The organism is Sphingomonas sp. (assembly GCF_019746665.1).
Lineage (GTDB): Bacteria > Pseudomonadota > Alphaproteobacteria > Sphingomonadales > Sphingomonadaceae > Sphingomonas.
On the sequence record NZ_JAIERS010000025.1, the window covers coordinates 107,380 to 128,010 of the forward strand.

Genomic DNA, 20,631 nt, shown 5'->3' on the forward strand with positions numbered 1-20,631 from the left:
GGTCGCTACCGCGACCACCTTGCCCAGATCGCGGTCGGCAGCAGCAGGCCGCGCGCCTCCTCGCGCACGGCCAGCTCGCCCGCTTCCACCGTGCCGCCCAGCTCGGCGAGCGCCTGGCGCAGCAACTCTTCGAGCGCGAGCGCCGACAGGCGCACCGCATAGACCGTCAGAAACAGGAAGCGCGAGCGTTCATCGAGCAGCCGCCGGCAATCGGCGATCAGCGCGGGCAGACCTTCCTCGAGCTTCCACACCTCGCCCTCCGGCCCACGACCATATTTGGGCGGATCGAGCAGGATGCCATCATAGCGCCGACCGCGTCGTCCCTCGCGCGCGACGAACTTGGCGGCATCGTCCACCAGCCAGCGGACCGGCGCGTCGCTCATGCCCGAGAGCGCCGCATTGCCCCGCGCCGCCTCGACCGACTTCTTCGAGGCGTCGACATGCACCATCCGCACGCCCTTGGTGGCGAGCGCCAAAGTGCCGACCCCGGTATAGCCGAACAGATTGAGGCATTCGGGCGCCTCCACCCCTGCCACCCGCTCGCGCATCCAGCGCCACACCGGCGCCATGTCCGGGAAGAAGCCGAGGTGGCGGAACGGCGTCGTTTGCGCGGTAAAGCGCACTTCCTCCCAACGGAGCGGCCAGCCGGCGCGGGGCACCTCGCGGTTGAATTGCCAGCGGCCACCGCCTTCCTCGTCGGAGCCGGGCAGGAACTCGGCATCCGCGCCCCAATCGGCGCTGGCCGGCGCCCAGAGCGCCTGCGGCTCGGGGCGGATGAAGCGATGGCGCCCATAGCGTTCGAGCTTGCGGCCATGGCCACTGTCGACCAGGCCATAATCTTCCCATGGCTCGCCGATCAGGGTCTTAAGGCTCATCGCCCGGCATTCTCGCGGACATGGGCCGTGATCGCGGGCAGCGTTGCCGGCAGCACGGTGTAGCGTTCCGCGCGCTCGAACAGATTGCCGACCCGCGGGGGCAGGCCGGGCCGAACCCCGGTCGCGCGCTCCACCGCGTCACGGAACTTGGCGGGGTGCGCGGTGGCGAGCGTCACCACCGGCACCTGGGGATCGAGCGCGATCTGGCGCGCGGCGGCAAGCCCGATCGCGGTGTGCGGGTCGATCACCTGGCCGGCCGATTCCTGCGCCCGGCGCATCGCGAGCGCCATGTCGTCGGCGTCGATCCGCGCGCTCGCGAAGATCGGCGGCGGGGTGGGGATCGCTAGCCGCCGGGTGCTGGCGAACGCCGCCATTTGCGCGGCAGTGCGGTCGCCGTCGCGCTCGTTCAGATCGAACAGCAATCGCTCGAAATTGCTCGACACCTGAATGTCCATCGAGGGCGCGGCGGTGGGCGTCACCGTGCCGACCGAATAATCCCCTGCGGACAGCGCGCGGTGGAGGATGTCGTTGACGTTGGTCGCGACGATCAACCGCGCGACCGGCAGCCCCATCCGCGCCGCGACATAGCCCGCGAAAACGTCGCCGAAATTGCCTGTCGGCACCGAAAAGGCGACCGGCCGTTCCGGCGCTCCCAGGCGCACGGCCGCGTAGAAGTAATAGACGACTTGTGCCGCCAGCCGCGCCCAGTTGATCGAATTGACCGCGCCGAGCCGCAGCCCCGCCAGGTCGGGCGCGGCGAACATCGCTTTCACCAGCGCCTGGGCATCGTCGAAACTGCCCTGGACGGCGATGTTATGGACATTGGGCGCGAGCACCGTCGTCATTTGCCGGCGCTGCACATCGCTCACCCGCTCGTGCGGATGCAGCATGAAGATTTCCACGCCCGCGCGCCCCGCGAGCGCGTCGATCGCCGCCGAACCGGTATCGCCGCTCGTCGCCCCGATCACCGTGAGCGGTGCCTCGCCTTCGTCCAGAAAGCGTTCGAACAACAGCCCAAGCAACTGCAGCGCGACGTCCTTGAAGGCGAGCGTCGGGCCGTGGAACAGCTCGAGCAGCCAATGGCGTGCGTCGAGCTGGACGAGCGGCGTCACCGCGGCATGGGCGAAGCGGCCATAGGCCGCCTCGGTCAGGGCGCGCAGCGTCTCAGGGTCGAGCACCCCCGCCGCGAATGGCGCCAGCACCTGGGCGGCGGTTTCGGCATAGCTCAAGCCCTGCAGCGCGGCGATCTCGGTGGGCGACAGGTGCGGCCACGTCGCCGGCACATAGAGCCCGCCATCCTGGGCGAGGCCCGCGAGCGTCGCTTCTCGAAAGTCGAGCGCGGGTGCGGCCCCGCGAGTGCTGATATAGCGCATCGTCCCGCGTCTACTGCGGATTGCCCGCTCTGCGCCAGCGCTGTCTGAGCGCGAGCGCGTAGATGGCGAGCGCGCTGATGGCGAAGAGGAACCATTGGACCGCATAGGCCAAGTGATTGTTGGGCAGGCTCTCGGGGTCGGGACGCTTGGGCGCGGTAAGGCCAGGGGCGGGGGCGGCGCTCACGATCATCAGGCGGAGGGATGCGCTGGGCGCCAGCCAGCTGCGATTCTGGCGCTCCGGCACGATCCAGCCGCGCACCGGGCCACCGCGCCAATCGGGGCGAAAACGGGGATCGGGCGCGGCGCCGACATCGACCGCGAAGCCGCCGTCCGGTCCGCCGCAGCGCGCGATGTGGCGGAACCCGGCCGCGCCCGCGCCCTCGGTCCGCCAGCCATTGACCCCGGCGCAGAACGCCTGGGTCTGGCGAAACAGCAGCGCCGCGTCCGTGGCGCCGGTGGGGAAGGGGATGGCCGGCAACGCCTCGTTCGCGCGGTAGCGGGCGATCAGCGCTTCCTTTTCGTGGCGCCGCTGAAGCTGCCAGAAGCCCAGCGCCAGCATGGTCGCCACCGCCGCCAGCACGATCAGCGTCGCGAGGATCGGCACGCGCCGCGTCACTGGCGACGCCCCTCGCCCGCCGCGTTGCGCAGTTCGAGCGCGAGCATCGCCGCCTTGCTGACCCGCAAGCCAGCGATCACCGCCGTCGCCGTCAACGGTGCCCAAAGCAGCACATGCAGCCAGAGCGGCGGGTGCAGCAAGAGTTCGACCGTCAGCGCGAGCACGACGATCACCGCGCCGATGATCAGGGTCAGGAACGCCGCCGGCCCGTCACCCACGTTGAACGCCGCCCGGTCGAGCCCGCAACGGGGACAGATCGGGCGAAAGCGCGTCATCCCCTCGAACAGGCCGGGCGCGCCGCAGCGCGGGCACAGGCCCTTGAGCGCCGTCTCGACGAGCGGCGCGGGCTGGCCCTCAGGCGGTGCCGACACACCAGGGCTCGGGGTGGTGGTCGATCGGGGGGCCTTCCAGACCCGGTGCGGGGAAGCGCGCCTTGAACGTGAAGGCGTGCGCGCTCGGGCCAAATTGGTCGATCAGCCACAGCCGGTGCAGCGCGTCCTCGATCGTCGGTCGCGTGCCGGCGGGCACCCACCAGAGCGCCTGATAGGCGCCGGGCAAAGGCTCGAACCAGCCACGCCGCCGCGCCATCACGGGGGTGTGGGCGCTGCGATAGACGAACGCGAACAGCGCTTCGGCATCGGCCCAGACCGAAAGATTGACGATCACCCGCGGATCGGGGGTAGGCTGAAGATCGGTCGCGTCGTTGCCGCTGCCGGTCAGCCGCCAGACGAAGCCGGGAATCGTCTCGGCGACCGCATTGATCCGGTCGAGCTCGGCGAAAAAGCCGGCGACGGCGGGATCATCGGCCGGCGCGATCAGCCGGCCGATATTCACTTGAGCAAGCTGGTAGCCGCTCGCCTCAACCGGCATGAACCGTCGCGCCCCAGCCGCCCCACACATAGATGGAGACGAACAGGAACAGCCACACCACGTCGACGAAGTGCCAATACCAGGCCGCCGCCTCGAAGCCGAAATGCTGGCGGGGGGTGAAGTGGCCGGCATAGACGCGCGCCAGGCAGACGATCAGGAAGATCGTGCCGATGATCACGTGGAAGCCGTGGAAGCCGGTCGCCATGAAGAAGCTGGCGCCATAGTTGAGCCCGGCGAACTTGAACGGCGCCTCGGCATATTCATAGGCCTGGATGGTGCTGAACAGCAGGCCGAGCAGGATCGTGATCCACAGCCCGCGCTTCAGCCCTTCGCGGTCGCCATGGATCAGCGCGTGGTGCGCCCAGGTGACGGTGGTGCCCGAGAGCAGCAGGATCACGGTGTTGAGCAGCGGGAAGCCGAAAGCGTCGATCACTTCCAGGCCCTTGGGGGGCCAGCTGCCGGCCAGGTTCTTTACCGTCTCCGGCAAACGCTGCGCGGCGCCTTCCACCCATTCCACGGGTGCGGGGAACAGCGAGAAGTCGAAATAGGCCCAGAACCAGCCCAGGAAGAACATCACTTCGGAAGCGATGAACAGGATCATGCCATAGCGCAGGTGCAGCTGCACCACCGGCGTATGATCGCCGCGATGCGCCTCGCGGATCACGTCGCCCCACCACAGGAACATGGTGGCGAGCACGCCCATCAGGCCGACGCCGAACACCGCCGGGCCGTTGGCGACCTTGTGCATCCACATGATACCGCCGATCGCGAGCAGCCCCGCCGCCATCGAGCCCATCAGCGGCCAGAAACTGGGCGGAAGAATGTGATAATCGTGGTTCTTGGCGCCTGCCATTCGCGTGTCCCCAATTAAGTCCCTGAACCCGCTCTAGCCGCCGGCCTTCGCGGAATCCACCGGATAGAAAGTATAGCTGAGCGTGATCGCCTTCACATCGGTCGCGTCGCTGTCTTTCAGCATCGCGGGGTCGACGAAGAAGATCACGGGCATCCGCACCGTCTCGTGCGGTTTCAGCGTCTGCTGGCTGAAGCAGAAGCACTGGATCTTGCTGAAATAGCGGCCCGATTCATCGGGGGTAACATTGTAGCTCGCCGAGCCGGTGATCTCGTGGTCGCTATTGTTGGTCGCGGTGAAGAACGCCATCTGCCGCTCGCCGAGCCGCACCGTCATCGAGCGCTGCTCGGGCGCGAAGCTCCAGGGGAGCTTGGGATTGACGTTCGCGTCGAAATCGACACGCATCGTCGCGTTCACCGCGCCGGGCGCCTGCTTGGCGCGGTTGGTGGTGCCGTTGAGCCCCGTCGCCTCGCAGAAGATGCGATAGAGCGGCACGCTCGCATAGCCCAATCCGGTCATCCCGCACACGGCGAGCCCGGCGAGCAACGCGGTGCGAAGCTTGCGGTCGATCACCGGCCCATCCCCGCCTTGATCTTGGCGATCGCGATCAGGAAGATCAGGATGGCGAGACCGCCCAACACAATGCCCATCACCCGCGCCCGGTCGCGCTGGCGACGGCGGATCAGCTCTTCCGGCGTCTCGGTCATGCGCCCAGCACCAGCTTGTCGACCATCAGCGCGCCAAACAGCACGAAGAGATAGACGATCGAGAAAGCGAACAACCGCTTTTCGGGGCGCATCGTGTCGCTTTCCGCGCGGCGGCGGGTTGCTACCCGCGCGGCGAGATAGGCGAACCAGGCGGTGCCCGCGAGCGCGACCGCGCCATAGATCGCGCCGGTCAGCCCCAGCGCCCAGGGGAGAACCGCGCTCGCGGCCATCGGCAGCGTGTAGAGCCCGATCTGGCGGCGCGTCTCGCGTTCGCCGGCGACGACGGGAAGCATCGGCACGCCGGCGGCGGCGTAATCAGTCTCGACGAACAGCGCGAGCGCCCAGAAATGCGGCGGGGTCCACAGGAAGATCGGCGCGAACAGCAGCACCGGCAGCGGCGCGACCGATCCCGTCGCCGCCGCCCAGCCGATCAGCGGCGGAAAGGCGCCGGCGGCACCGCCGATCACGATGTTCTGCGGGGTGCGGCGCTTCAGCCACGCCGTATAGACGCCGACATAGAACAGGATCGAGCCCGCCAGGATCGCCGCCGCGAGCCAGTTGAGCGCGAAGCCCATCAACAGCACCGAAAACGCCGACAGGCCGACACCGAACTGGAGCGCTGCCTCGCGGGTCATGCGCCCGGCGGGGAGCGGCCGACCACGGGTGCGCTTCATCAGCGCGTCGATATCGGCCTCATACCATTGGTTGAGCGCGCCCGCCGCGCCCGCGCCGAGCGCGATGCACAGGATCGCCGTGAAGCCGAGCACCGGGTCGATGCGGACGGGTGCCGCGAGCATCCCGGCCAAGCCGGTGAACACCACCAGGGTCATCACCCGCGGCTTGGTGAGCGCGACGAAATCGCGCCAATCGGCGGGGACGGGGGCGGCAAGGGTAAGGCTGGTCATCGCTTATATCGTTTCAGCTGGTGGCAAAACGCCTGGCGGCGGCGGCGGTGTTCCATCCCGCCGCTGCCAGGCGTCCCTCCCCCGCCTGGGCAGGGGAGGGCGCTTGCGATCAATGGTGGTGCGCGTCCTCGATCACGGGGAGCGTTTCGAACTGGTGGAAGGGCGGCGGGCTGGAGAGCGTCCACTCCAGCGTGGTCGCGCCTTCGCCCCACGGATTGCCTTCGGCCTTCTTGCCCGCGACCAGGGTGTAGAACAGGTTCACGAAGAACACCGCCATGCCCGCCGCCATGATCATGTAGCCGTAAGAGGCGATCAGGTTATAGCGCGCGAACTGGTCGCTATAGTCCGGGATGCGGCGCGGCATCCCCTGCAGGCCCAGGAAGTGCATCGGGAAGAACATCACGTTCACGCCGATGAAGAACACCCAGAAGTGCAGCTGGCCGAGGAACTCGTTATACATCCGCCCCGACATCTTGGGCAGCCAGTAGTACATCCCTGCGAACAGCGCGAACACCGCGCCCAGCGACAGCACATAGTGGAAGTGCGCGACGACGTAATAAGTGTCGTGCAGGTTGTCGTCGACGCCGCCGTTCGCCAGCACCACGCCGGTCACGCCGCCGACCGTGAACATGAAGATGAACCCGATCGCCCACAGCATCGGCGTCTTGAAGCTGATCGAGCCGCCCCACATCGTGGCGATCCACGAGAAGATCTTGATGCCGGTCGGCACCGCGATCACCATCGTCGCCGCGGTGAAATAGAGCTTCACGTTCACGCTCATGCCCGTCGTGAACATGTGGTGCGCCCACACGATGAAGCCCACCACGCCGATCGCGACCATGGCGTAGGCCATGCCGAGATAGCCGAACACCGGCTTCTTCGAGAAGGTGCTGACGACCTGGCTGACGATGCCGAAGCCCGGCAGGATCATGATGTACACTTCGGGGTGGCCGAAGAACCAGAACAGGTGCTGATAGAGCACCGGATCGCCACCGCCCGCCGGATCGAAGAAGGTGGTGCCGAAGTTACGGTCGGTCAGCAGCATGGTGATCGCCGCCGCCAGCACGGGCAGCGACAGCAGCAGCAGGAACGCCGTCACCAGCACCGACCAGACGAACAGCGGCATCTTGTGCAGCGTCATCCCCGGCGCGCGCATGTTGAAGATGGTGGTGATGAAGTTGATCGCCCCCAGGATCGACGAGGCGCCCGCGAGGTGGAGCGATAGGATCGCCATATCCACCGCCGGCCCTTGCGAGCCATAGGTGGAGAGCGGTGCATAGACCGTCCAACCGGTGCCGGCCCCGCCGAAGAAGGGCGAGGCGAGCAGTAGCGCGAACGAGGGGATCAGCAGCCAGAAGCTGATGTTGTTCATCCGCGGGAAGGCCATGTCCGGCGCGCCGATCATGATCGGCACGAACCAGTTGCCGAAGCCGCCGATGATCGCCGGCATCACCATGAAGAACACCATGATCAGGCCGTGCGCGGTGATCAGCACGTTCCACAGGTGCAGCGCCTGATCGAAGCTCGGCGTGCCGCCGAACAGATAGGCCGCCCACTGCGGCAAATACTGGATGCCCGGGTGCGCGAGCTCGGCACGCATCAGTCCCGAAATCGCGCCGCCGATGATGCCGGCGAAGATCGCGAACATCAGATAGAGCGTGCCGATATCCTTGTGGTTGGTCGACATGAACCAACGCTGGAAGAAGGCCGGCTTGTGATCCGCGTCGTGATGATGCGCGTGATCGTCGCTATGCGCCTGGAAGGCGGATGGGTTGAGAGCGGTATCGGTCATGGCTTACTTTTCCGCAACAGGCGCGGCGGCGTTGGCCGGCGCGGTTTCATTCGTGGGAGCGGGCGCCGCATCGGCGGCGGGCGCCGCGGCCGGAGCTGGTGTCGCCGCTGGAGCCGGGGCCGCGCCGGGCAGCGTGCCGCCCTTGGCGACGACCCAGCGATCGAAGGTCGCGCGGTCAACCGCGACAACGGTGATCGGCATATAGCCGTGGCGCGCGCCGCACAGTTCCGAGCACTGGCCGAAATAGATGCCGGGGCGCTTGATCGTGAAGCTCGTCTCGTTGAGCTTGCCCGGCACCGCGTCGAGCTTCACCCAGAAGGCGGGCATCGCCCAGCTGTGGATCACGTCATTGGCGGTGGTGATCAGGCGGATCGGCGTGTTCACCGGCAGCACGACGCGGTTGTCGGTCGCGAGCAGGCGGGGGCCGTCGGCATCGGTGCGCGCGCGCTCACCGGCGGCGACCTGATCCTTTTCCTTCAGCATGTTCGAGGTGATCTCGAACCCGCCATGATCGGGATATTGGTAGCTCCAATACCATTGGTTGCCGATCGCCTTCAGGGTTACGGCATTGGCCGGCGCGGGCTTGAACTGCGCCTGCAGCAGCCCGATCGAGGGCACCGCGATCACGACCAGGATGACGATCGGCACCGCCGTCCAGATCACCTCGATCAGCGTGTTGTGCGAGGTCTTGGAAGCGACCGGGTTCGCCGCGCGGCGATAACGGACCATCGTGTAGAGCAGCAGCCCGAGCACGAACAGCGAGATGATGGTGATGATCGGCACCAGCAGATCATTGTGCATCCAGGCTGCGAATTCGCCGTTCGGCGTCACCTGCGGCTGGGTGCCGATGCGGCCGTCGACCGGCTGGCCGATCTTGGGATCGATCGCGACCGCCGGGCCGCCATCGACCGCAAGCAGCGGATCGGTCGGCTGCGCGGCGGCGGGCGCCGGCGCGGGTTGCGCGGTTTGCGACGAAGGTGCCGCGCTGGGCGCGGGCGCCGCGGTCGTTACCGCCGGCGCGACCCGCGCGGGCGCGTTCGCCTGGCCGACACCGCCAAGCGTAAGCCCGGCGGCCAGCACGGCGGCGGTCAATCCAATCACTCGCCTGGTTTTGAACATTATCGGTCGTCACCCCTTAACACGGCGCGCGGTTCGCCGATTCGGGCGACGGATACGCGCCAGGGGCGGCCCCCGCCCCTGTAAATGAGTGGCCTATACGCAGCAGGGGCGCTTGCCTCAAGCATAAGCGCGCGCCTTTTTTGGTGGGTTCGGGGGACGACCGACGCATTCGCGCCGCGCGCGCCGGCGGGCGAGCGCCCTTTACGCCGCCACGCTTTGGCCCCTATCGGCTGGCACAGCCCAAGCGATGGAGACAATGGTGCTGAGCCAAGACGAGGTGCTCGACGAATTCCGCCAGGCGGGCGCGCTGCTCGAAGGGCATTTCATCCTGTCCTCCGGGCTGCGCTCGCCGGTGTTCCTGCAGAAGATGCGCGTGTTCGAGGATCCGGTGCGCACCGAACGCCTGGCGCGGGCGCTTGCAGAGGCCATCCGCGCGCGGTTCGGCGCGGTCGATCTTGTCGTGTCGCCGGCGGTGGGCGGCATCATCCCCGGTTATGAGACGGCGCGCGCGCTCGGCTGCCGGGCGCTGTTCGTCGAGCGTGAGGAGGGCGAGTTCCAGCTCCGCCGCGGGTTCGAGATCAAGCCCGGCGAGCGGATCGTGATGGTGGAGGATATCGTCACAACCGGGCTGTCGTCGCGCGAATGCCTGGCCGCGATCCGCCGGCATCCGGGGGAGTTGCTCGGCGCCGCATGCCTGATCGACCGATCGGGCGGCAAGGCCGATGTCGGCGCGCCGCTCGTCAGCCTGTGCCAGCTCGATATTCCGGCCTATCCGGCGGACGCGCTGCCGCCCGAACTCGCCGCGATCCCGGCGGTCAAGCCGGGCAGCCGGGGGCTGGCATGAGCGCGCTGCGGCTGGGGGTGAACATCGATCACGTCGCGACAGTGCGCAACGCCCGCGGCGCGCCTTATCCCGATCCGGTGCGCGCGGCGCTGATCGCGGCGGAGGCGGGCGCTGACGGCATCACCGCGCATCTGCGCGAGGATCGCCGGCATATCACCGATGACGACATCGCCCGGCTGTCCGAGGGCCTTACCATCCCGCTCAACCTGGAAATGGCGGCGACCGATGAAATGCTGGCGATCGCGCTGAAGCACCGCCCCCACGCCGCCTGCATCGTCCCCGAAAAGCGCGAGGAGCGCACCACCGAAGGGGGTCTGGACGCGGCCGGACAGCACAACCGGCTTGCGCCGATGGTCCGCGCGCTTGGCGAGGCGGGGGTGCGGGTGTCGCTGTTCATCGAGCCCGATCCGCGCCAGATCGAGGCGGCGTTGGCGCTCGCCGCGCCGGTGGTCGAGCTGCATACCGGCCGTTATGCCGAGCTTACCGGCGCCGAGCAGGCCGAGGAACTCAAGCGGCTGAGCGACGCGGCGGCGCTCGGCGCCAAGAACGGGATCGAGGTCCATGCCGGCCACGGGCTGACGCTCGACAATGTCGCGCCCATCGCCGCGATCCCGCAACTGCGCGAGTTGAACATCGGCCATTCGATCATCGCCGACGCGATCTTCGTCGGGCTGGCGCAAGCGGTGCGGCGGATGCGCGCGGCGATGGACGCGGCACGGTGAGCGCCAGGTGATCATCGGCATCGGCTCCGATCTCTGCTCGATCGCGCGCATCCAGGCGTCGCTCGATCGCTTCGGCGCGCGGTTCGAGAACCGTGTCTTCACCGAGGTCGAACTCGCCAAGGCCGCCCGCCGCCCGCTCAACCGCGCGGCGACCCTTGCCAAGCGCTTCGCCGCCAAGGAGGCTTTTTCGAAAGCGGTGGGGACCGGATTCAAGCGCGGCGTGTTCATGCGCGACATCGGTGTCGTCAACGCCGCCTCGGGCGCGCCCACGCTCGCGCTGACCGGCGGGGCGAAGGCCAGGCTTGACGCCCTGATGCCGCCGGGGCACGCCCCTCATATTCACTTGACGCTGACCGACGATCACCCCTGGGCGCAGGCCTTCGTGATCATCGAGGCGATCAGAGAGCAGGCGTAATGACCGAGGAAGTGGCATTGGACGGCAGCACCGACGACGCGGCGAAACCCCCCAAGGCCAAGGGCAAGACCGATTGGGGCGCCGAGTTGCGCGGCCTGTTCTGGCTGATCCTGGCGGTGCTGGGCTTCCACAGCCTGATCGCCAAGCCGTTCTACATCCCCAGCGAATCGATGCTCCCCGGGTTGCTGGTCGGCGATCGGCTGGTGGTGACCAAATATCCCTACGGCTATTCCTATATCACCCCCACTTTCCACGTGCTGCCGTTCATGCAGGGGCGGCTGTTCGGCCGCGTGCCCGAGCGCGGCGATGTCGTGATCGTCACCCCGCCGGGCGAGGCGCGCAAGGGCGAAGACTGGATCAAGCGCGTGATCGGCCTGCCCGGCGACACGATCGAGGTGCGCGACGGGCTGGTGCTGATCAACGGCACCCCGGTGAAGCGCGGGCCGCTCCATTTCGGCACGATCCGCGATTATGGCGACGCGCTGCAGCCGAGCGAGCCCAAGCCGACCTGCGACGCGAGCGATTACGGCACCGAGGCGCGGGTGAAGGGCGCCGACGGGCGCACCGATTGCCGCCTGCCGCTGATCACCGAGACACTGCCCAATGGCCGCACCTATGAAACGGTCGAGCTTGGCCGCACCCAAGGCGATTATTACGGCCCGGTGAAAGTGCCGGCGGGCCATGTGTTCCTGATGGGGGACAATCGCGATCGCAGCGCCGACAGCCGCTACAGCCTGGAAGGCGGCGGGCTCGGCGGGCCGGTGCCGTGGGAGAATCTGGGCGGGCGCGCCGAATTCGTCACCTTCTCGGTCGATGGCTCGGCGACGTGGAACCCGCTCACCTGGTTCACCCAGTTCCGCGGCGATCGCACTGGCGTGTCGCTTCATGCACCCCGCGAGAAGCGGTGAGCGTTTGACCGGCTATGAGTGACGGCAACGACATCCCCGATACGCTGGTCGAAGGGCCCGGTCCGAACGAATTGCGCGACCCCGAGGTGCGCCGCGAGCTGAAAAGAGCGACCGTCTGGCTTGGCCTTGCGGCGCTGATCGCGCTCGCGGTGCTGCTGATCCAGCCGTTGCTGATTATCTTCGGCGGGCTGGTCGTGGCCGCCCTGCTCGATGGCGGGGTACGGCTGATCCACCGGGCGGTGAAGATGCCGCGCGGGCTGGCGATCGCGTTGCTGGTGTTCGCGACCATCGGCTTTCTGGGCTTTGTCGGCTATTCGACCGGCGTGCAGGTATCCGATCAGTTCGCGCAGCTGCGCGCGACGCTGATGGTGCAATGGGGGCGGCTGACCGCCTTCGCCGCCGAACATGGCATGGTGCCCGATGCCGGCAATGTGAACGATCTCGCCCAGCAGGCGCTGGGATCGGTAGGGCGGGTGACGGGATTCATCGGCAGCGCGTTCGGCGCGGTCGGCACTTTCGTGATGATCATCGTGATCGGCGTGTTCGTCGCGATCGAGCCCAAAATTTACGAACGCGGGCTGCAATGGATGGTGCCGCAGGCCAGCCGGCGCGAATTCGCGGTAACGATCGAGCGGATGGGCAAGACGATGCGCATTTTGCTCGCCGGACGCTTGCTCGGCATGGTGTTTGAAGGGCTGTTCACCTGGATCGTGCTGTGGATCGGCGGGGTGCCGATGGCGCTGCTGCTCGGTATCATCGCCGGGGTGCTGGCGTTCATCCCCAATATCGGCGCGATCGCCACTGGTGTGCTGATGGTCGCCGTGGGCTTCAGCGCCGGCACCGATACCGGGCTCTGGGCGCTGGGCACTTATGTTTTCGTCCAGCTGTTCGATGGCTGGGTGGTGCTGCCGCTGGTCGCGCGGCGCACGGTCGATCTGCCGCCGGCGCTGACGCTCAGCTCGCAGATTTTGGCGAGCAGCCTGTTCGGCATCTTGGGGCTGGCGCTCGCCGATCCCATGACGGCGATGATCAAGGTGGCGCTCGAACGCGAATCCGAACGCGCGCAGGAAGAGGCGGCGTGAAGCTCGTCCTCTACGATTATTGGCGGTCATCCGCGAGTTACCGGGTGCGGATCGCGCTCGCGCTGAAGGGCGTGGCCTATGAACGGGTGGCGGTGAACCTGCTCGCCGCCGAGCAATTGGCCCCCGAGAACCGCGCGCGCAACCCACAGGGGCAGGTGCCGACGCTGCTGGTGGACGGCGCGCCGCTGATCCAGAGCCTCGCGATCATCGACTGGCTTGATACGGTTTTTCCCGAGCCCCGCCTGATCCCCGCCGAGCCGCTGCCGCGCGCGCGCGCGCTCGCCCGGGCGCTCATAATCGCCGCCGATACGCACCCGATCGACAATATGCGCGTGCTCAAGCGCCTCGAAAGCCAGTTCGGCGCGGACCAGGCGGCGAAGGACGAATGGTATCGCCACTGGATGCGGCTGGGGCTCGACGCATTGGAGGCCATGGCCGGAGAGGGCCGCTATCTCGGCGGCGACGCGCCGGGGCTGGCGGACGTGGTGCTGGTGCCGCAACTCTATAACGCCCGCCGCTTCGCGCTCGATCTCGCGCCGTATCCGCGGCTGGTGGCGATCGACGCGGCGCTCGCCGAGCTGCCCGCCTTCGAGGCGGCGCATCCGGACCGGGTGAAGCCAGACTAGGAAGGGGCGAGCGGGTTGTTTCGCGCGTTGCTGTTTGGACCAACCGACCACAAGACCCGATCCTGCCGGACTTCCTCGACGAAGTGATCAAGAAAACCGTTGGCGAGAAACCATTCGAGCCGATGCGTGCCCCAATTGATCCGCCGGGTATCGACATCGGCATTGGCTCGATCCGCCCACCAGGCGCCGACATGGCGTCGGTCCTGCCGGCCTACGGCCGTCCGCGCGATACGCTCTAGCCACGCGATCACACGAGGGTGACGATCAATATTGGCGCCGATCCCTAGGATTTGAGCCGCGCTAAGGTGTGGGTATAGCGCGAACTCGGCGACCGAAAGGGTACCCGCCAACCATTCTTGCCCATCCAGCTGCGCCTCGATCCGGTCGAACACGTGCCCTAGTTCGCGTCGCGCCGCGACGTCGAGTCCGGTAGGAGGCGGCGGCAAATCAGCCCATTTGTAGATCGCGACATCGGTGACGACCGCGTCGATCAGCGTATCCGCCTCACGTTCCCATTCGCGCACCAGCGCCCAATCGCGCGGGTTTTTCGGATAGATCGCGCGATCCGGATAAAGGCGATCGAGATAGGCAAGGATGTCGGCCGAATTGACCACCGTCAGCCCCTGATGGACCAGGATCGGTATCTCGGCACGCGGATTATAGGCCGGGTAGCGAGCGATGTCGCAACTGTCGAACAGTTCGAAGGCGATCTCGTGATGCTCCATCACCATCCGCACTTTTCGGCAAAAGGGGCTGAGCGCGGAATAGCAAAGCAGCATCGCCATCTCCATGTTGACCGGTCATCATATACTTTCGCCCGGGAGGCTCGTCAATGCCAGGCGATGGCGGCATAAGCGCGGGATGACCGAGTTGGGTACCAGAGCGCGGATGGTTCGCGCGGCGGCGGAACTAATGCAGCGCCGTGGATATCACGGGGCGGGCGTGGCCGAAATTCTCGCACGGGCAAACGCGCCACGCGGCTCGCTGTACTACTACTTCCCCGCTGGCAAGCGCCAGATCGCGGTTGAGGCGGTGCAGTTGGCGGCGGCCGTGTTCGCCGATGATTTGGGGAATGCCGGTGCCGCGGCCACCAGCCTTGATGATCTGTTCGAACGTTGGGAGTCGCTGTCCACGCGCGATCTGCTGCAAAGCGATTACGAAGCGGCGTGCCCGGTGGCGGCAACGGCACTTGATGTCCCCCAGGCGGAGATTGATGTCGTAGGCGCCTGTTCGGCCACATTTGCGCGTTGGGAGGGGGCGGCGGTGGCCGGGCTCGCCCGATTCCTGCCGGAAGGTGTTGCAAAACAGGCAGGCATCATCGTGACCGACGCGTTGCTGGGCGCGACGATGGTTGCCCGCGTTGGCCGAGACGCCGCGCGTGTTCGGGAGACGCTGGCGGCCTTGCGCGCCTTGCTGACCTCCGCGTGAGCTGCCCGCCTTCCAGGCGGCGCATCCGGAGCGGGTGAAGCCGGCGTAACGCCGATCGGCGTCAGGCGAGCTTGGCCACGCGCGCGCCTGGGCGGGCGCCGGTTTTGCCGGCTTGCCAGCCGAGCCAGCTGGTCGCCGCGCCGATCGCGAAGCCGACCGCGATCACCGCCGCGCTCGGCATTCCGCCAAGCAGCGTCAGCAGCGCGAGCACCGGCGGCGCATTCCCCAGAAACGCCATCGCCGCCATCTGTGCCAGGATGAAGCCGGCGGCGACCGCGAAGGGCCGCGCACGCGGCCCGACCCGCCAGCGCACCGCGAGGCAGAACAGCAGCGCGCTTAGATCGGCCCACAGGATCGCGCTCAGGATGTGCGGAAAGTCCTGCGGCCCGGCGATGCCGAGCGCCGGCACGACCCCATTCAGCACCCGGCTGAACGGCGATTCCCACAGGATCAACGGCGTCGCGAGCATGTAGCCCGCGTGCAGCCAAACCTTGCGGCGGTGGCGCAGCGCGCCGTGAAACAGCACGAGATACGCGCCGACCGCGATCATCAGCCCGATCAGGAACGCGCCGCCATAAAGCGCGCGCACCGGATCGTTGCCCGCGACATAGCTTTTGCTCGTGAAATCGATGATTGCGAACAGCCCGGCGATCAGGAACGGGAAGAGCAACAGGCTCGCCCGCCCGATCGCGTGGTGCAGGCCAAACCAACGCCAGCGCGCGGTCACCCCCTGCGCGGTGACCATCAGGATCCAGAGCCCGGCGGCGACGCCGTGTGCGTGGAACGGCCAGGGGGCCGTCCCCAGCACCCCGAAATAGCTCGGCCAGAAGCCAAGCAGCGTGACCCCGATCACCACCAGCATGTAAAGCGGCGCGCGCGCGTACGGCATTTTGACCAGCCCCCCGGTCGGCGGCGTTCGTGCCGCTCGCGCCGAGCATAGCGAAGTTGGGCCGGTTACGGAACCAAGCGCGTCGTCAGGCCGGCTGGGGGCCGTTTTCCGCCAGGATGTGGCTGCACAATTGCGCGGCGGGGCCATCGCCGGGGGCAAGCTGCGCGACCGTCACCCAGCCTTGCGCGCGCATCGCCGCCGCTGCTTCGGGCGCGGTGCCGAGGGGGACGAACAGCCGCCGCCGCTCGGGCACGGCGAGCCCGGCATCGACCAGCGCATCGGCGTAGAGCGAAAAGCCCACCGCCGGTTCTTCGCTGCCGTCCTCGTGGAGGATCGTATAGGTGCCGCCGCGCCCGATCTCGCCGCGCACACCGCCCGCGAACAGCGAGAAGCCGAGCCAGCTCTGATATTCGAAACCGTGGCGCTCGGTCGGGTCGAGTGTGGCGCGGACCCCCACGCCGTCGGCGATCGCCCAGAGCCCATCGAGCCGCGAGCGCAAGGCGCCGCCCGCGTCGAACGCGCACAGCCGGTCATGCGCTTCCGCGAACGGCCCGGCGGCGGCGATCAGCGGCAGGTAGCGCGGATCGAGCGCCGCGACCCCGCCCGCATCCTTGGCATCGAGCCGGTCGCGAAGCGCCTCGAGCTTGTCGGGCGCGACCGCCAGCGGCCCGGCGGCGAGCGTATCGACCAGATCGGGCAGGGTGAAATCGATCGACAGCTCGCCGATCCCCGCCGCCCGCAGCGCCTCGACCGCGACCAGCACCACCTCGCGCGCGGCGGCGACCGAATCGAGCCCGATCAGCTCGCACCCGATCTGCCGCGCTTCGCGCGCGGGGGCTAGCTCGCTCGCGCGCAGCTTGAGCACCTGGCCCGCATAGCTGAGGCGCACCGGGCGCGGGTGGTGCGCCATCCGCGTCGCGGCGATGCGGCCGACTTGCGCGGTCATGTCCGGCCGGATCGCGAGCGTGCGCTGCGACACCGGATCGACGAAGCGCACCGCGTCGCGCGCCCGCGCCGCCTTCAGCCGGGTGGCGAGCCCCGCCTCGAACTCGGCGCTCGCCGGATCGACGCGCTCATAGCCATGCGCGAAGGCGGTGCCGAGCAACCGCGCCTCCAGCCGCGCGGCGGCGTCGGCATAAGGGGGCAGCCGATCGTGGAAACCTTCGGGTAACAGGGCCAAGCGCGCGCTCCTCAACGGTCAGGCGGGCCTCGTCGCCGCCCGCCCGCCGCGCGTCAAGCCTTACGCCGGACCCATGCGGAAAGCGCAGAGCTTGTTGCCTTCGGGATCGCGGAAATAGGCGCCGTAGAAGGCCTGGGGTCCCTCCGGCCCGCGCAGCCCCGGGGGGCCATCGCAAGTCCCACCCAGTTCCAGCGCCTTGGCGTGCAAGGCATCGACCTGCGCGCGCTGCTGCATCGGAATGGCGATCATGTTGCCGTTGCCCGGCACCGCCGCTTCGCGATTATGGGGCGTGGTCACCGCGATGCCCGGCGCGCCCCAGCCGGTTCCCCACAGCGTGAACCCGCCCTGCTCCACGGGAAATTCCATCAGTCGCTTGGCGCCAAGCTCGCCGAGCAGCGCGTCGTAGAAGCCGCGGGCCTTCACAATGTCGTTGGTTCCAAGCGTCGCGTAGCCGATCATCGCCTTTTCCTCCGTTGGTGGCCGTCTGTCTCACGCTGGACAGGCCCGCGCAACCCTCGCCTTGCGCCGCTTCGCCGCCTATCTTGCCCAACATGGCGATCACGATCCGCACCAATCTGGCCGAGCCCGATACGGGCCAGGTCTTCGTTCCTCACCGCCCAGAGCGCCCGCCCAAGGTGGAGGGCGGCAAGGCGTTCAAGCTGGTGTCGGACTATAGCCCGGCGGGCGACCAGCCCGGGGCGATCGCCGAGCTCGTCGCCGGCGCCAATGCCGGCGAGCGCGACCAGGTGCTGCTGGGTGTCACCGGCTCGGGCAAGACCTTCACCATGGCCAAGGTGATCGAAACCGTGCAGCGCCCGGCGCTGATCCTGGCGCCCAACAAGATCCTCGCCGCGCAGCTCTATGGCGAGATGAAGTCGTTCTTCCCCGAAAACGCGGTCGAGTATTTCGTCAGCTATTATGATTATTACCAGCCCGAGGCCTATGTGCCGCGGTCGGACACCTACATCGAGAAGGAAAGCTCGGTGAACGAGGCGATCGACCGGATGCGCCACGCGGCCACCCGCGCGATCCTGGAGCGCGACGATGTAATCATCGTCGCCTCGGTTTCGTGCCTTTACGGCATCGGCTCGGTCGAAACCTATTCGGCGATGATCTTCGATCTGAAGAAGGGGCAGACGGTGCCCAGCCAGGAGATCGTCCGCAAGCTCGTCGCGCTGCAATATAAGCGCAACGACGCTGCCTTCGCGCGCGGCAATTTCCGGGTGCGCGGCGACAATTTGGAGATTTTCCCGTCGCACTATGAGGATACCGCCTGGCGCGTGTCGTTCTTCGGCGACGAAATCGAGGAAATCACCGAATTCGATCCGCTCACCGGCAAGAAGGTCGCGAGCCTCGATTATGTCCGCGTCTATGCGAACTCGCATTATGTGACGCCGGGGCCGACGCTCAAACAGGCGATGGAGGCGATCAAGTTCGAGCTCGCCGAGCGGCTGAAGGAATTGCAGGCCGAAGGGAAGTTGCTGGAGGCGCAAAGGCTCGAACAGCGCACCAATTTCGATCTGGAGATGATCGCCGCCACCGGCAGTTGCGCGGGGATCGAGAATTACAGCCGGTTCCTCACCGGCCGCCTGCCCGGCGAGCCGCCGCCGACCCTGTTCGAATATCTGCCCGATAATGCGCTGCTGTTCGTCGACGAAAGCCATGTGACGATCGGCCAGATCAACGGCATGTCACGCGGCGACCATCGGCGCAAGCTGACGCTCGCCGAATATGGCTTCCGCTTGCCATCGGCGATCGACAACCGCCCGTTGCGCTTCAACGAGTGGGACGCGATGCGCCCGCAGACCACTTATGTCTCGGCGACGCCCGGCGGTTGGGAGATGGAGCAGACCGGCGGCGTGTTCGCCGAACAGGTGATCCGCCCGACCGGGCTGATCGACCCGCCGATCGAGATCAAGCCGGTCGAGGAGCAGGTGCAGGACCTGATCGTCGAGGCCAAGGCGACCGCCGCCAAGGGATACCGCACGCTGGTGACGACGCTCACCAAGCGCATGGCCGAGGATTTGACCGAATATCTTCACGAAGCCGGGGTGAAGGTGCGCTACATGCACTCCGACGTCGAGACGCTGGAGCGTATCGAGCTGATCCGCGACCTGCGGCTGGGGGTGTATGACGTGCTCGTCGGCATCAACCTGCTGCGCGAGGGGCTCGATATTCCCGAATGCGGGCTGGTCGCGATATTGGACGCCGACAAGGAGGGTTTTCTGCGCTCCGAAACCTCGCTGATCCAGACGATCGGGCGCGCGGCGCGCAACGCGGAAGGGCGGGTGATCCTCTATGCCGACCGGATCACCGGCAGCATGGAGCGCGCGATCAACGAAACCAACCGCCGGCGCGAGAAGCAGCTCGCGTTCAACGCCGAGCACGGCATCACGCCGGCGACCGTCAAGCGCAACATCGGCGACATCATCCAGGATGTCGCGAGCCGCGACCAGGTGACGGTGCCGATCGACGATGAGGATAGCGGCCGCCACATGGTTGGCCACAATCTGCGCGCGTATATCGAGGAGCTGGAGAAGAAGATGCGCGCGGCGGCGGCCGATCTGGAGTTCGAGGAGGCGGGCCGGCTGCGCGACGAAATCCGCGCGCTGGAGGCCGAGGAACTCGGCCTGCCCGATCACGAGCGCAAGGCGCCGCTGATGGGCCGCAGCAACGAGGGCAAGCCGGGGACGCGGAAGACCCGCTTCGGCAAGAGCCAGAAGATGCGCGGCGGGATGCCGGGGAGTTCGAGAAGGGGGCGGTAGGGTTCCTTCAGTCAGCCTTGCTGATCGTGAGATCGACCCTGAATGGTTTCGCGGTCGCGCTATCTTCGCCGAAAGCGATCGTCGCGGGTTTGCCAAGCGCAACTTCCAGCGATGGCGCCTTGTTCTGCCGGTTGCCCTTGGCGACGACATCAATCGTCGATTTGAACAGCGCGGTTTGAGCGCTACGCGGCGTCACGCTAAAGGCAAGCGTGTAACGATTGCCGGCTGCATCGCCGATATCGACGTTGGAGGTTGCGCCGGCCGCGACTTTGAGCCGCGGCGACCCCACCAGACGGTCGCCGTCCCGAAGCTCCATATTGACCTGATAAAGGGTACGCGGTGCTTCGACGGTTGATGCCGACACAATAACGGGCGCAAACAAAGCGCCGCTTGCAAGAAGGATAGCAGTACGTCCCATTATTTTTGCTCCCCGCTCAACATGGGCATGATGATTATTACATGCCGAAGGTGTCTGAGCAAGGGATTGTTCTGGATACGCGCTGCTTGAAGCAAACAATTCGGCATGATTGTTGACCCAGTGGGTACTGGGCCGCAATCTTTTGCTCGCCCGTCGCTGCAAGCTTGCCTTCATGGATCGATCATCCCCCGCGTCGCCTGATCGCTTGCCCGACTCCCCAAAGCGTGTCACCTAGGCGATACACTCG

24 protein-coding genes are annotated in these 20,631 nt (G+C 67.2%); 8 read left to right on the top strand and 16 right to left on the bottom strand.

All coding sequences use genetic code 11. The features are described 5' to 3' along the window. Nucleotides 1-5: 5 nt before the first annotated feature. From K2X73_RS14760 to coxB, 11 genes are all read right to left on the bottom strand, one after another. Entirely contained in the window at nt 6-875 is an 870-nt protein-coding gene (locus K2X73_RS14760; RefSeq protein WP_294112042.1) for a class I SAM-dependent methyltransferase, read from the bottom strand. Then, nucleotides 872-2,248 (bottom strand): threonine synthase, encoded by a 1,377-nt coding sequence (gene thrC, locus K2X73_RS14765; RefSeq protein WP_294112043.1) that lies wholly within the window; start codon nt 2,246-2,248, stop codon nt 872-874. Before thrC ends, K2X73_RS14760 begins: the two co-directional genes overlap by 4 nt. A 10-nt stretch (nt 2,249-2,258) precedes the next feature. Continuing rightward, a complete protein-coding gene (locus K2X73_RS14770) occupies nt 2,259-2,864 on the bottom strand; it encodes an SURF1 family cytochrome oxidase biogenesis protein (protein ID WP_294112044.1) in 606 nt (201 codons plus the stop codon). Beyond that, nucleotides 2,861-3,235: a DUF983 domain-containing protein gene (locus tag K2X73_RS14775; protein ID WP_294112045.1), complete on the bottom strand. Its 375-nt coding sequence runs from the start codon at nt 3,233-3,235 to the stop codon at nt 2,861-2,863. Before K2X73_RS14775 ends, K2X73_RS14770 begins: the two co-directional genes overlap by 4 nt. Then, complete coding sequence (locus K2X73_RS14780) at nt 3,219-3,734, bottom strand: DUF3291 domain-containing protein (protein ID WP_294112046.1); 516 nt, start codon at nt 3,732-3,734, stop codon at nt 3,219-3,221. Before K2X73_RS14780 ends, K2X73_RS14775 begins: the two co-directional genes overlap by 17 nt. Then, nucleotides 3,724-4,587, bottom strand: coding sequence for a cytochrome c oxidase subunit 3 (locus K2X73_RS14785; protein WP_294112047.1), 864 nt, complete (start codon nt 4,585-4,587; stop codon nt 3,724-3,726). Before K2X73_RS14785 ends, K2X73_RS14780 begins: the two co-directional genes overlap by 11 nt. 33 nt (nt 4,588-4,620) lie before the next feature. Beyond that, nucleotides 4,621-5,157: a cytochrome c oxidase assembly protein gene (locus K2X73_RS14790; RefSeq protein ID WP_294112048.1), complete on the bottom strand. Its 537-nt coding sequence runs from the start codon at nt 5,155-5,157 to the stop codon at nt 4,621-4,623. Beyond that, nucleotides 5,154-5,291 (bottom strand): hypothetical protein, encoded by a 138-nt coding sequence (locus K2X73_RS14795; protein WP_294112049.1) that lies wholly within the window; start codon nt 5,289-5,291, stop codon nt 5,154-5,156. The genes K2X73_RS14790 and K2X73_RS14795 overlap by 4 nt, the downstream gene beginning before the upstream one ends. After that, entirely contained in the window at nt 5,288-6,196 is a 909-nt protein-coding gene (locus K2X73_RS14800; protein ID WP_294112051.1) for a heme o synthase, read from the bottom strand. Before K2X73_RS14800 ends, K2X73_RS14795 begins: the two co-directional genes overlap by 4 nt. A gap of 109 nt (nt 6,197-6,305) precedes the next feature. Next, nucleotides 6,306-7,988 carry a cytochrome c oxidase subunit I gene (gene ctaD / locus K2X73_RS14805; RefSeq protein WP_294112053.1) on the bottom strand — a complete coding sequence of 561 codons (1,683 nt, stop codon included), beginning with the start codon at nt 7,986-7,988 and terminating at the stop codon, nt 6,306-6,308. Between the two features lie 3 nt (nt 7,989-7,991). Continuing rightward, nucleotides 7,992-9,089: a cytochrome c oxidase subunit II gene (gene coxB, locus K2X73_RS14810; RefSeq protein ID WP_294112054.1), complete on the bottom strand. Its 1,098-nt coding sequence runs from the start codon at nt 9,087-9,089 to the stop codon at nt 7,992-7,994. 280 nt (nt 9,090-9,369) lie between these two features. Between coxB and pyrE the strand changes: the two genes are divergently transcribed. From pyrE to maiA, 6 genes are read left to right on the top strand one after another with little or no spacing between them, the layout of a single operon-like run. Next, the gene (gene pyrE, locus K2X73_RS14815; protein WP_294112098.1) at nt 9,370-9,951 is read left to right on the top strand and encodes an orotate phosphoribosyltransferase; all 582 of its coding nucleotides are present in this window, start codon (nt 9,370-9,372) and stop codon (nt 9,949-9,951) included. Next, complete coding sequence (locus K2X73_RS14820) at nt 9,948-10,673, top strand: pyridoxine 5'-phosphate synthase (protein ID WP_294112055.1); 726 nt, start codon at nt 9,948-9,950, stop codon at nt 10,671-10,673. The genes pyrE and K2X73_RS14820 overlap by 4 nt, the downstream gene beginning before the upstream one ends. 7 nt (nt 10,674-10,680) lie before the next feature. Beyond that, on the top strand, nt 10,681-11,088 hold the full coding sequence (gene acpS, locus K2X73_RS14825) for a holo-ACP synthase (protein ID WP_294112056.1): 408 nt from the start codon (nt 10,681-10,683) through the stop codon (nt 11,086-11,088). After that, the gene (gene lepB / locus K2X73_RS14830) at nt 11,088-11,996 is read left to right on the top strand and encodes a signal peptidase I (RefSeq protein ID WP_294112058.1); all 909 of its coding nucleotides are present in this window, start codon (nt 11,088-11,090) and stop codon (nt 11,994-11,996) included. Before acpS ends, lepB begins: the two co-directional genes overlap by 1 nt. A gap of 14 nt (nt 11,997-12,010) precedes the next feature. After that, on the top strand, nt 12,011-13,078 hold the full coding sequence (locus tag K2X73_RS14835) for an AI-2E family transporter (RefSeq protein ID WP_294112059.1): 1,068 nt from the start codon (nt 12,011-12,013) through the stop codon (nt 13,076-13,078). Further along, the gene (gene maiA / locus K2X73_RS14840) at nt 13,075-13,704 is read left to right on the top strand and encodes a maleylacetoacetate isomerase (protein WP_294112061.1); all 630 of its coding nucleotides are present in this window, start codon (nt 13,075-13,077) and stop codon (nt 13,702-13,704) included. The genes K2X73_RS14835 and maiA overlap by 4 nt, the downstream gene beginning before the upstream one ends. Here maiA and K2X73_RS14845 read toward each other — a convergent pair. Beyond that, a complete protein-coding gene (locus K2X73_RS14845; protein WP_294112062.1) occupies nt 13,701-14,489 on the bottom strand; it encodes a glutathione S-transferase family protein in 789 nt (262 codons plus the stop codon). The genes maiA and K2X73_RS14845 overlap by 4 nt on opposite strands. A gap of 103 nt (nt 14,490-14,592) precedes the next feature. Here K2X73_RS14845 and K2X73_RS14850 point away from each other — a divergent pair, with 103 nt between their 5' ends. Then, a complete protein-coding gene (locus K2X73_RS14850; RefSeq protein ID WP_294112100.1) occupies nt 14,593-15,132 on the top strand; it encodes a TetR/AcrR family transcriptional regulator in 540 nt (179 codons plus the stop codon). Between the two features lie 61 nt (nt 15,133-15,193). Here the strand turns inward: K2X73_RS14850 and K2X73_RS14855 are convergent, their stop codons facing one another. The 3 genes from K2X73_RS14855 to K2X73_RS14865 form a co-directional block, all read right to left on the bottom strand. Further along, nucleotides 15,194-16,021, bottom strand: a complete 828-nt coding sequence (locus K2X73_RS14855) for a hypothetical protein (RefSeq protein ID WP_294112063.1) — start codon at nt 16,019-16,021, stop codon at nt 15,194-15,196. An 85-nt stretch (nt 16,022-16,106) separates the two neighbouring features. Further along, nucleotides 16,107-17,201 carry an ATP phosphoribosyltransferase regulatory subunit gene (locus K2X73_RS14860; protein WP_294112064.1) on the bottom strand — a complete coding sequence of 365 codons (1,095 nt, stop codon included), beginning with the start codon at nt 17,199-17,201 and terminating at the stop codon, nt 16,107-16,109. A gap of 60 nt (nt 17,202-17,261) precedes the next feature. After that, entirely contained in the window at nt 17,262-17,660 is a 399-nt protein-coding gene (locus tag K2X73_RS14865) for a VOC family protein (RefSeq protein WP_294112066.1), read from the bottom strand. Nucleotides 17,661-17,752: 92 nt separating this feature from the next. Between K2X73_RS14865 and uvrB the strand changes: the two genes are divergently transcribed. After that, nucleotides 17,753-19,966 (top strand): excinuclease ABC subunit UvrB, encoded by a 2,214-nt coding sequence (uvrB, locus tag K2X73_RS14870; protein ID WP_294112068.1) that lies wholly within the window; start codon nt 17,753-17,755, stop codon nt 19,964-19,966. Between the two features lie 7 nt (nt 19,967-19,973). On the opposite strand, the gene K2X73_RS14875 is transcribed toward uvrB, so the two are convergent. After that, nucleotides 19,974-20,558, bottom strand: coding sequence for a hypothetical protein (locus K2X73_RS14875; protein WP_294112070.1), 585 nt, complete (start codon nt 20,556-20,558; stop codon nt 19,974-19,976). Nucleotides 20,559-20,631 lie beyond the last annotated feature (73 nt).

Excerpts from the sequence above, each read along its gene's own strand:
- uvrB (WP_294112068.1), top strand. The coding sequence starts at position 17,753 with ATGGCGATCACGATCCGCACCAATCTGGCCGAGCCCGATACGGGCCAG.
- K2X73_RS14760 (WP_294112042.1), bottom strand. The coding sequence starts at position 875 with ATGAGCCTTAAGACCCTGATCGGCGAGCCATGGGAAGATTATGGCCTG.
- K2X73_RS14820 (WP_294112055.1), top strand. The coding sequence starts at position 9,948 with ATGAGCGCGCTGCGGCTGGGGGTGAACATCGATCACGTCGCGACAGTG.
- K2X73_RS14835 (WP_294112059.1), top strand. The coding sequence starts at position 12,011 with ATGAGTGACGGCAACGACATCCCCGATACGCTGGTCGAAGGGCCCGGT.
- K2X73_RS14850 (WP_294112100.1), top strand. The coding sequence starts at position 14,593 with ATGGTTCGCGCGGCGGCGGAACTAATGCAGCGCCGTGGATATCACGGG.
- K2X73_RS14800 (WP_294112051.1), bottom strand. The coding sequence starts at position 6,196 with ATGACCAGCCTTACCCTTGCCGCCCCCGTCCCCGCCGATTGGCGCGAT.
- K2X73_RS14785 (WP_294112047.1), bottom strand. The coding sequence starts at position 4,587 with ATGGCAGGCGCCAAGAACCACGATTATCACATTCTTCCGCCCAGTTTC.
- ctaD (WP_294112053.1), bottom strand. The coding sequence starts at position 7,988 with ATGACCGATACCGCTCTCAACCCATCCGCCTTCCAGGCGCATAGCGAC.
- K2X73_RS14875 (WP_294112070.1), bottom strand. The coding sequence starts at position 20,558 with ATGAAGGCAAGCTTGCAGCGACGGGCGAGCAAAAGATTGCGGCCCAGT.
- K2X73_RS14865 (WP_294112066.1), bottom strand. The coding sequence starts at position 17,660 with ATGATCGGCTACGCGACGCTTGGAACCAACGACATTGTGAAGGCCCGC.
- K2X73_RS14780 (WP_294112046.1), bottom strand. The coding sequence starts at position 3,734 with ATGCCGGTTGAGGCGAGCGGCTACCAGCTTGCTCAAGTGAATATCGGC.
- thrC (WP_294112043.1), bottom strand. The coding sequence starts at position 2,248 with ATGCGCTATATCAGCACTCGCGGGGCCGCACCCGCGCTCGACTTTCGA.
- lepB (WP_294112058.1), top strand. The coding sequence starts at position 11,088 with ATGACCGAGGAAGTGGCATTGGACGGCAGCACCGACGACGCGGCGAAA.
- K2X73_RS14855 (WP_294112063.1), bottom strand. The coding sequence starts at position 16,021 with ATGCCGTACGCGCGCGCGCCGCTTTACATGCTGGTGGTGATCGGGGTC.
- K2X73_RS14795 (WP_294112049.1), bottom strand. The coding sequence starts at position 5,291 with ATGACCGAGACGCCGGAAGAGCTGATCCGCCGTCGCCAGCGCGACCGG.
- K2X73_RS14845 (WP_294112062.1), bottom strand. The coding sequence starts at position 14,489 with ATGGCGATGCTGCTTTGCTATTCCGCGCTCAGCCCCTTTTGCCGAAAA.